Source organism: Pseudophaeobacter arcticus DSM 23566 (assembly GCF_000473205.1).
In the GTDB taxonomy this organism is placed as follows: Bacteria; Pseudomonadota; Alphaproteobacteria; order Rhodobacterales; family Rhodobacteraceae; genus Pseudophaeobacter; species Pseudophaeobacter arcticus.
This window is the reverse complement of sequence record NZ_AXBF01000006.1, coordinates 196824-203324: the sequence shown is the minus strand read 5'-3', so window position 1 is coordinate 203324 and position 6501 is coordinate 196824. Positions and strand designations below refer to the sequence as shown.

The window sequence follows — 6501 nt, the reverse complement described above, 5'->3', positions numbered from 1 at the left end:
GCCTGCACGGCATGCGCGGCACTGCCCCTCGGGCCGCGTCCGATCGTTCAGATCGGTGCAGGCGCGCGCATTCTGATCGCGGGCCAGGCACCGGGGCGGCGGACGCATCTTGCTGGGCGCCCATTCGACGACGCTTCAGGGGTGCGGCTAAGACATTGGCTCGGCCTCGACGCGGCCACCTTTTGGGATCCTGCGAAGGTTGCCATCCTGCCTATGGGGTTTTGCTTTCCCGGAACCGGACCATCGGGTGACCTGCCTCCGCGCCCCGAATGCGCGCCCCGCTGGCGGCAGCCATTGCTCGACGCTCTTTCCAATGTGCGCCTCACCGTGGTGATCGGACGCCATGCGCAAGCATGGCACCTGCCTGAAACCATGAACCTGTCGCTTGGGAATGCGATGCGGGACTGGCGTACGCGCTGGCCCGAGGTGATCTTGCTGCCCCACCCAAGCCCGCGCAACGCAAGTTGGTTCCGGCGCAATGCCTGGTTCGAAGAAGACGTGCTGCCCATGCTCCAGACGCGCGTCGAAGAACTCCTCGGTGATCCGCCGACATGACGGGCGCAGGCGTCCGGTTGTAACGCAAGGGTCAAACGGGCCGTGCGCGACCAGGCGCGGGCGTGTGTCGACGGTGGCTGAGTCCCACGTGGCAGATCCCGGCGCAGTCACGAGCCTTCGAGCGTTTCCAGAACCGGGCATTCCGGGACATCCTCTCCAGAGCATTGAGCCGCCGTCACTGAGAGCACTTTCTCTATCCGCCTGAGGTCTGCGATCTTCCCCCGCACGTCCGCAAGGTGGCGCTCCGTCCGCTCCTTGACCTCGGCGCAGGTCGGCGCGGCACCGTCTTCGAGCCCCATCAGCCCGCGAATGTCCTCCATAGAAAACCCGAGTTCGCGGGCGCGCAGGATGAAGCGCAGGCGCGTGGCGTGTGCGGCGGAATAGATCCGGTAGCCGGCGTCGGTCCGGGGCGGATCGGGCAGCAGGCCGGTCTTCTCGTAATAGCGGATCGTCTCGATGTTGCAGCCGGTCGCCCGGGCCAGGTCGCCGCGTGTGAAGCCGCTCTCGCGCTCGTGATCGGTCATGGGCAAGTTTCCTCTTGAGCCTGTAGTTGCTACAGACCCTACACCTCTCCTCAATCACAGGCGAGAGGTGCGCGACATGGCGCTGACAGACGACAGAACGGACAGCACGGGCGCGGATCAACCGGCCCGAAAGGGCTGGCTCGCGGCGGGCGGGGTGCTCGGCGCCTTTCTCGCCTCGGCCTGCTGCATCGGGCCGCTGGTGTTGCTGACCCTCGGCATCTCGGGGGCCTGGATCGGCCACCTGACGGCGCTGGAGCCTTACAAGCCGATCTTCGCTGTGATCGCGCTCGGCTTCATCGGGGCGGGTTTCTGGCAGGTCTATTTCCGCAAACCAACCGTCTGCGAGCCCGGTTCCTACTGCGCGCGCCCGTCCTCGGCGCGGATCACCAAGACCGCGCTCTGGGCCTCCCTGATCCTCGTTGTCGCAGCACTCACCATCGACTGGTGGGCCCCGCTTCTCTACTGACCCCGAAAGGACATCCACATGAAGAAGATCCTTGCACTCGCCTTGTTCGGCCTGACTGCCGTTGCGCCGATCACGGCCATCCCTGTTGCCGCGCAGACCGTCGCCGCCGAGCAGACCGTGACATTCGCGGTCGACAACATGACCTGCGCGCTCTGCCCGGTGACGGTGAAGCGTGCGATGGAAGGCGTCGATGGTGTGCGCACCGTCGAGATCGACTTCGAGGCCCGCACGGCCACGGTGTTCTTCGACTCCGCCGCGACGAGCGCCGACGCCATAGCGACCGCGTCGGCCAATGCAGGTTACCCGGCGCTTCGCGGGCTGACGGGATGACTGAGCAGACCGACCGCAAGCTGATCGCGACAGGGATCGTCGGCACCGTGATCGCGGCGCTATGCTGCTTCACGCCAGTACTGGTCGTGTTTCTCGGCACCTTGGGCCTGTCGGCCTGGCTGGGATGGCTCGACTACGTTCTGCTGCCCGCGCTCGCCTTTTTCGGCGCGCTGACCGTGTACGCGGTCTGGAGACGGCAGCGGCGGCAGACCACTCGAACGGATGGATGACTTGATGAAAGACGATTGCTGCGCGCCCAAGGGCGATTTCGACCTTGCCGTGATCGGCGCCGGATCGGCCGGGTTCTCGGCCGCGATTACCGCCGCCGAAAGTGGCAAGCGGGTCGCGTTGATCGGCCATGGTACCATCGGCGGCACCTGCGTGAACGTAGGCTGCGTGCCCTCCAAGACGATGATCAGGGCCGCAGAAGCCCTGCACGGTGCGCGGGCGGCGTCCCGGTTCCCGGGCCTGCACGGCGAGGCGCAGGTATCTGATTGGGCGGCGCTCGTCGCCGCCAAAGACGAATTGGTCGCGACGCTGCGCCAGAAGAAGTACGCCGACCTGCTGCCGGGCTACGAGGGCGTCAGCTATCTCGACGAGGGGCCGGCGCGTCTCGTCCCCGGCGGGGTCGAGGTCGGCGGGCGCAGGATCACGGCTCCCAAGGTGATCGTCGCGACCGGTGGCCGACCCGCCGTGCCCGACATCCCTGGGATCCAGGACGCACCAACGCTCGACAGCACGTCGCTGCTGGAGCTGGACCGATTGCCCGAAAGCCTGATCTTTCTCGGCGGCGGCTATATCGGCGTGGAGCTGGCGCAGATGATGGCGCGGATGGGCACCCAGGTCACCATAGTCTGCCGCTCGCACCTGTTGCCGCGCACCGAGCCGGAGGTGTCCGAGGCGCTCACCGAGGTCTTGCGCGCCGAGAATGTCACGGTTCTTGACGGCGCAACCTATCACGCCGCGCGGCGCGACGGAGACCGTGCGGTGCTGACCGTGACGGTGAATGGCGCGGAGCGCGAACTGACGGCCGACCGCCTCGTCCTGACGACGGGACGCGCACCCAACACCGAGGGGCTGGGCCTGGCTGAGATGGGCGTCGAGACCGACGCACGCGGTGCGATCCGGGTTGGCGACGACATGCAGACCACAAAGCCCGGGATCTTTGCCGCGGGTGACGTCACGGACCGCGACCAGTTCGTCTACATGGCCGCCTACGGCGCCAAGCTCGCGGCACGCAACGCCGTTCTGGGCGGGGCGGAGCGATACGACAACGCCGCGATGCCCTGGGTGGTGTTCACCGATCCGCAGGTTGCAGGCGTCGGGCTGACCGAGGCGCGGGCGCGCGTGGCGGGTCATGACGTCAAGACCAGCGTGCTGACCCTCGACAACGTGCCCCGCGCGCTTGCTGCCCGCGACACGCGCGGCCTGATCAAGCTGGTCGCCGACCGGGCGACCGACCGCCTGCTGGGCGGCGTGATCATGGCGCCGGAGGGAGCCGACAGTGTCCAGACGCTCGTGATGGCACTGAAGGTCGGCATGACGACGAAGGCGCTCGGCGAGACGATCTTTCCCTATCTGACCACGGTCGAGGGGCTGAAGCTCGCCGCACAGACTTTCGCCAAGGATGTCGCGAAGCTGTCGTGTTGTGCGGGATGAAGCCGATTTCCGGTGTCGATTGCGACCGTGGACTTCGGCACTATTTCGTGAATGGACATTGGATGAACCGGGCAGTAATTCATTGAGAATGCGTAAATTCGCCTCACTCATTGCCGTCATGTTTCTTGTGGTGTTTGCCGCGAGCACAATCGTGCATGCGGTGAGCGCGAACGCGATGGCGTTGGATATGGCGGACGGCGGCGCGATGTCGATGCCCGAGTGCCAGGGCTGTCCCGAGGACGGCGACAGCGGCGCGAACGCAAGCTGCGATCTGATTTGTACTGCGCCCGCGTTCGCCGTCCTGAAAGCGGTGGAACCCGCACAGTTCATGATGCCGTTGCTGCGTCAGGACCGGCCTCTCGGCATGGCCCTTCCGCGCGGGCTCAGAGCGCCGCCGGACCCTTTCCCTCCCCGAACTTTCATCTGATCCGACGGTAGGCCGCCTGCGAGGGCGTGTTTGTGACCGTTGGCCCGCGTCTCTGAGCGCCTGAATGGCGACTGGAGGCGCTCAGCCCTCGCGCTGCTCGCGCGAGATCGAACGGCACAATTCAGATGAGACAAACACATGACTTCGAATTTCCCACCGGCGCTGTCGCGCCGAGGCTTTCTGGCCGGTGGCGCCGCAGCGGGCGCCGCGCTTTCACTGCACCCGGCCTGGGCAGATACGCACCGCGCCTTCACCCTGCGCGCCGCGCCGGGACGGGCGCGGCTGGCTCCAGAGCCCTGGGGCCAGAGCGACGTTTGGTGCTATGGCGGTATCGTGCCGGGCCCGGAGATCCGAGTACGGCAAGGCGACCGGCTGCGCATCGCGGTCGAGAACGCGCTGAACGAGGAGACGACGGTCCATTGGCACGGGCTACGGGTGCCCAATGCCATGGACGGGGTGCCGCATCTGACCCAGGCGCCCATCGCGCCGGGCGAAACCTTCACCTACGAGTTCGACGCGTTCGATGCCGGCACATTCTGGTATCACCCGCACCAGCGCAGCTTCGAGCAGGTCGGGCGCGGGCTTTACGGCGCGCTGATCATCGAGGAGGCAGACCCGCCGCGCGTGGACCGCGAGCTGGTCTGGGTGCTGGACGACTGGCGGCTGACGCAAGAGGCCGCCATCTCGGACGACTTCGGCGGGTTCCACGACATGAGCCATGCCGGACGGCTGGGCAACACGGTGACGATTAACGGTCGCGCCCCCGATGCCGTGCCGGTGCGGACAGGCGAGCGGATCCGGCTGCGCCTGATCAACGCCGCCAATGCCCGCATCTTCGCGCTGGATTTCAGGGATCTCGCGCCGCAGGTCATCGCGCTCGACGGCCAGCCGGTCACGCCGCACACGCCTCAAGACCCGCGTGGATGGGTGGTGATCGGCCCGGCGATGCGGGTCGATCTGATGCTCGACATGACGGGTGCGCCGGGCGAAACGATGACGATCACGGACCGGTTCTTCTCGGACCAGAATTTTGGCGTGGTCGATCTGGCTTACGCCGAGACGCCACTGCGCGACGCGCCGCCCGACTGGGACATGGCGCTGGCCCCGAACCCGCTGCCTGAGCCCGACATCGCCCGCGCCCGCCGCCACGAGGTGACCTTCACCGGCGGCATGATGGGCGGGATGGTCGAGCGTGAGATGGGGATTGCCAGCCAGGAAAGCATGATGGGCGGCGGCATGATGGGCCGGATGCACGACGGCAGCATCTGGTTCGTCAACGGCGTGGCGGCCGAAGGGCATATCCTCGACCCGATGCTGACGCTGGAGCGCGATGCTTCTCACGTCATCGCCATGACCAACGCCACGGCGTTCCACCACCCGATCCACCTGCACGGCCATTCCTTTCGCGTGATCAGCCGCAACGGCGCGCCCACGGCGCATGGCGAGTGGCAGGACACGGTGCTGATGGCCCCACGCGAAAGGGTCGAGATCGCCTTCGTCGCCGACAATCCTGGCGACTGGATGTTCCATTGCCACATCCTCGAGCACCAAGCCGGCGGCATGATGGGGGTGTTCCGTGTGGCATGACGAGGACGAGATAATGAACATGAACAATCCAGCTACAAATCCGTTCGGACGACGCCACGTGCTTGCCATGCTTGGCGGTGTGGCTGCCGCCGGGCTGTTGCCAGCGCTGCGGGCACGGGCCCAGGGCATTGTGGCCCCTGCACTGGCCTTCGACGGCGATGCGCTCGTCGTTGCGGGCGCGCAGTTGTGGCGGCACGACCTGTCGGGCGGCGCCTCCGCAGCCTCGGCCACGCCACGCGACCATATTCGCGCGCTCGCCTGTCACCCCGCGCGGACCGGGCGGCTGTTCGCGGCTTTGGACGGCGGCGGGCTCGACCGGTCCGACGATGGCGGCCGGACATGGCGCGCGGCATCGGGAGGACTGCCGCAGGCGCAGGTCACGGCGCTCGCCATCGCAGCCGGCGCCCCGGACACGCTCTATGCCGCCGCCGCAGGCGACGGGCTCTGGCGCAGTGAAGACGCGGGGGAAAACTGGTCTTTCGTGATGGACCGCCCCTGGATCGCTGAGGCCGAGCGCGAGGTGCTGACGCTCGCCTCTGTCAATCTCGCCTCAGGCATGGGCGGCATCTGGGTCTACGCCGGAACCGAGCGCGGCCTGACCCGCGTGCCCGACTGCTTCTGCCGCTGGCAGGACGTGGTGGCGGGCGACGCAATGGATGCGCTGGTCGCGGGCACGCCGCCCGCGCCCGAGGCCCCGCTGCCCGAGGGCGAGCCGGTACTGGCTCTCGCCTCGGCAATGGCTGCCCCGGAACGACTTGTCGCCGGGCTGCCCTCGGGCCTTTGGGCCTCCACCGATGGTGGGGTGACCTGGTCGCGGAGATCGCGCCTCGTCGCGACCGCGCTCGCCGTTCACCCGACAGAGCCATCCTGGATCGCCGCCGCCACCGCGGACGGGGTGATCCTCAGCCATGACGGCGGGGCTTCATGGGCCGCGCTTCCGACCACATGAAAGG

Annotated in this window: 9 protein-coding genes; 8 read left to right on the top strand and 1 reads right to left on the bottom strand. The window is 67.5% G+C overall.

Features of this window, described 5'->3' with window-relative positions; genetic code table 11:
• A partial coding sequence (locus ARCT_RS0103545) for a uracil-DNA glycosylase family protein (RefSeq protein ID WP_027238849.1) occupies window positions 1-555 on the top strand: 555 nt, incomplete at its 5' end.
• A gap of 107 nt (window positions 556-662) precedes the next feature.
• Here the strand turns inward: ARCT_RS0103545 and ARCT_RS0103540 are convergent.
• Window positions 663-1079, bottom strand: coding sequence for a MerR family transcriptional regulator (locus ARCT_RS0103540; protein WP_027238848.1), 417 nt, complete (start codon window positions 1077-1079; stop codon window positions 663-665).
• A 76-nt stretch (window positions 1080-1155) separates the two neighbouring features.
• Between ARCT_RS0103540 and ARCT_RS0103535 the strand changes: the two genes are divergently transcribed.
• The 7 genes from ARCT_RS0103535 (at window position 1156) to ARCT_RS25200 (ending at window position 6497) form a co-directional block, all read left to right on the top strand.
• Window positions 1156-1545: a mercuric transporter MerT family protein gene (locus ARCT_RS0103535; RefSeq protein ID WP_036784137.1), complete on the top strand. Its 390-nt coding sequence runs from the start codon at window positions 1156-1158 to the stop codon at window positions 1543-1545.
• An 18-nt stretch (window positions 1546-1563) separates the two neighbouring features.
• Complete coding sequence (locus tag ARCT_RS0103530) at window positions 1564-1875, top strand: heavy-metal-associated domain-containing protein (protein ID WP_027238846.1); 312 nt, start codon at window positions 1564-1566, stop codon at window positions 1873-1875.
• Window positions 1872-2105, top strand: a complete 234-nt coding sequence (gene merF, locus ARCT_RS0103525) for a mercury resistance system transport protein MerF (protein ID WP_027238845.1) — start codon at window positions 1872-1874, stop codon at window positions 2103-2105. Before ARCT_RS0103530 ends, merF begins: the two co-directional genes overlap by 4 nt.
• A gap of 4 nt (window positions 2106-2109) precedes the next feature.
• Window positions 2110-3534, top strand: a complete 1425-nt coding sequence (gene merA / locus ARCT_RS0103520) for a mercury(II) reductase (RefSeq protein ID WP_240476223.1) — start codon at window positions 2110-2112, stop codon at window positions 3532-3534.
• Between the two features lie 88 nt (window positions 3535-3622).
• Entirely contained in the window at window positions 3623-3961 is a 339-nt protein-coding gene (locus ARCT_RS0103515; RefSeq protein ID WP_027238843.1) for a hypothetical protein, read from the top strand.
• Between the two features lie 138 nt (window positions 3962-4099).
• The gene (locus ARCT_RS0103510; protein WP_027238842.1) at window positions 4100-5548 is read left to right on the top strand and encodes a multicopper oxidase family protein; all 1449 of its coding nucleotides are present in this window, start codon (window positions 4100-4102) and stop codon (window positions 5546-5548) included.
• A gap of 13 nt (window positions 5549-5561) precedes the next feature.
• Window positions 5562-6497: a WD40/YVTN/BNR-like repeat-containing protein gene (locus ARCT_RS25200; protein ID WP_240476222.1), complete on the top strand. Its 936-nt coding sequence runs from the start codon at window positions 5562-5564 to the stop codon at window positions 6495-6497.
• Window positions 6498-6501: the final 4 nt, after the last annotated feature.

Bases quoted from the DNA above. Each gene is read 5' to 3' on its own strand.
- ARCT_RS0103530 (WP_027238846.1), top strand. From the start codon at position 1,564: ATGAAGAAGATCCTTGCACTCGCCTTGTTCGGCCTGACTGCCGTTGCG.
- ARCT_RS0103540 (WP_027238848.1), bottom strand. From the start codon at position 1,079: ATGACCGATCACGAGCGCGAGAGCGGCTTCACACGCGGCGACCTGGCC.
- ARCT_RS0103510 (WP_027238842.1), top strand. From the start codon at position 4,100: ATGACTTCGAATTTCCCACCGGCGCTGTCGCGCCGAGGCTTTCTGGCC.
- merF (WP_027238845.1), top strand. From the start codon at position 1,872: ATGACTGAGCAGACCGACCGCAAGCTGATCGCGACAGGGATCGTCGGC.
- ARCT_RS0103515 (WP_027238843.1), top strand. From the start codon at position 3,623: ATGCGTAAATTCGCCTCACTCATTGCCGTCATGTTTCTTGTGGTGTTT.
- ARCT_RS25200 (WP_240476222.1), top strand. From the start codon at position 5,562: ATGAACATGAACAATCCAGCTACAAATCCGTTCGGACGACGCCACGTG.
- merA (WP_240476223.1), top strand. From the start codon at position 2,110: ATGAAAGACGATTGCTGCGCGCCCAAGGGCGATTTCGACCTTGCCGTG.
- ARCT_RS0103535 (WP_036784137.1), top strand. From the start codon at position 1,156: ATGGCGCTGACAGACGACAGAACGGACAGCACGGGCGCGGATCAACCG.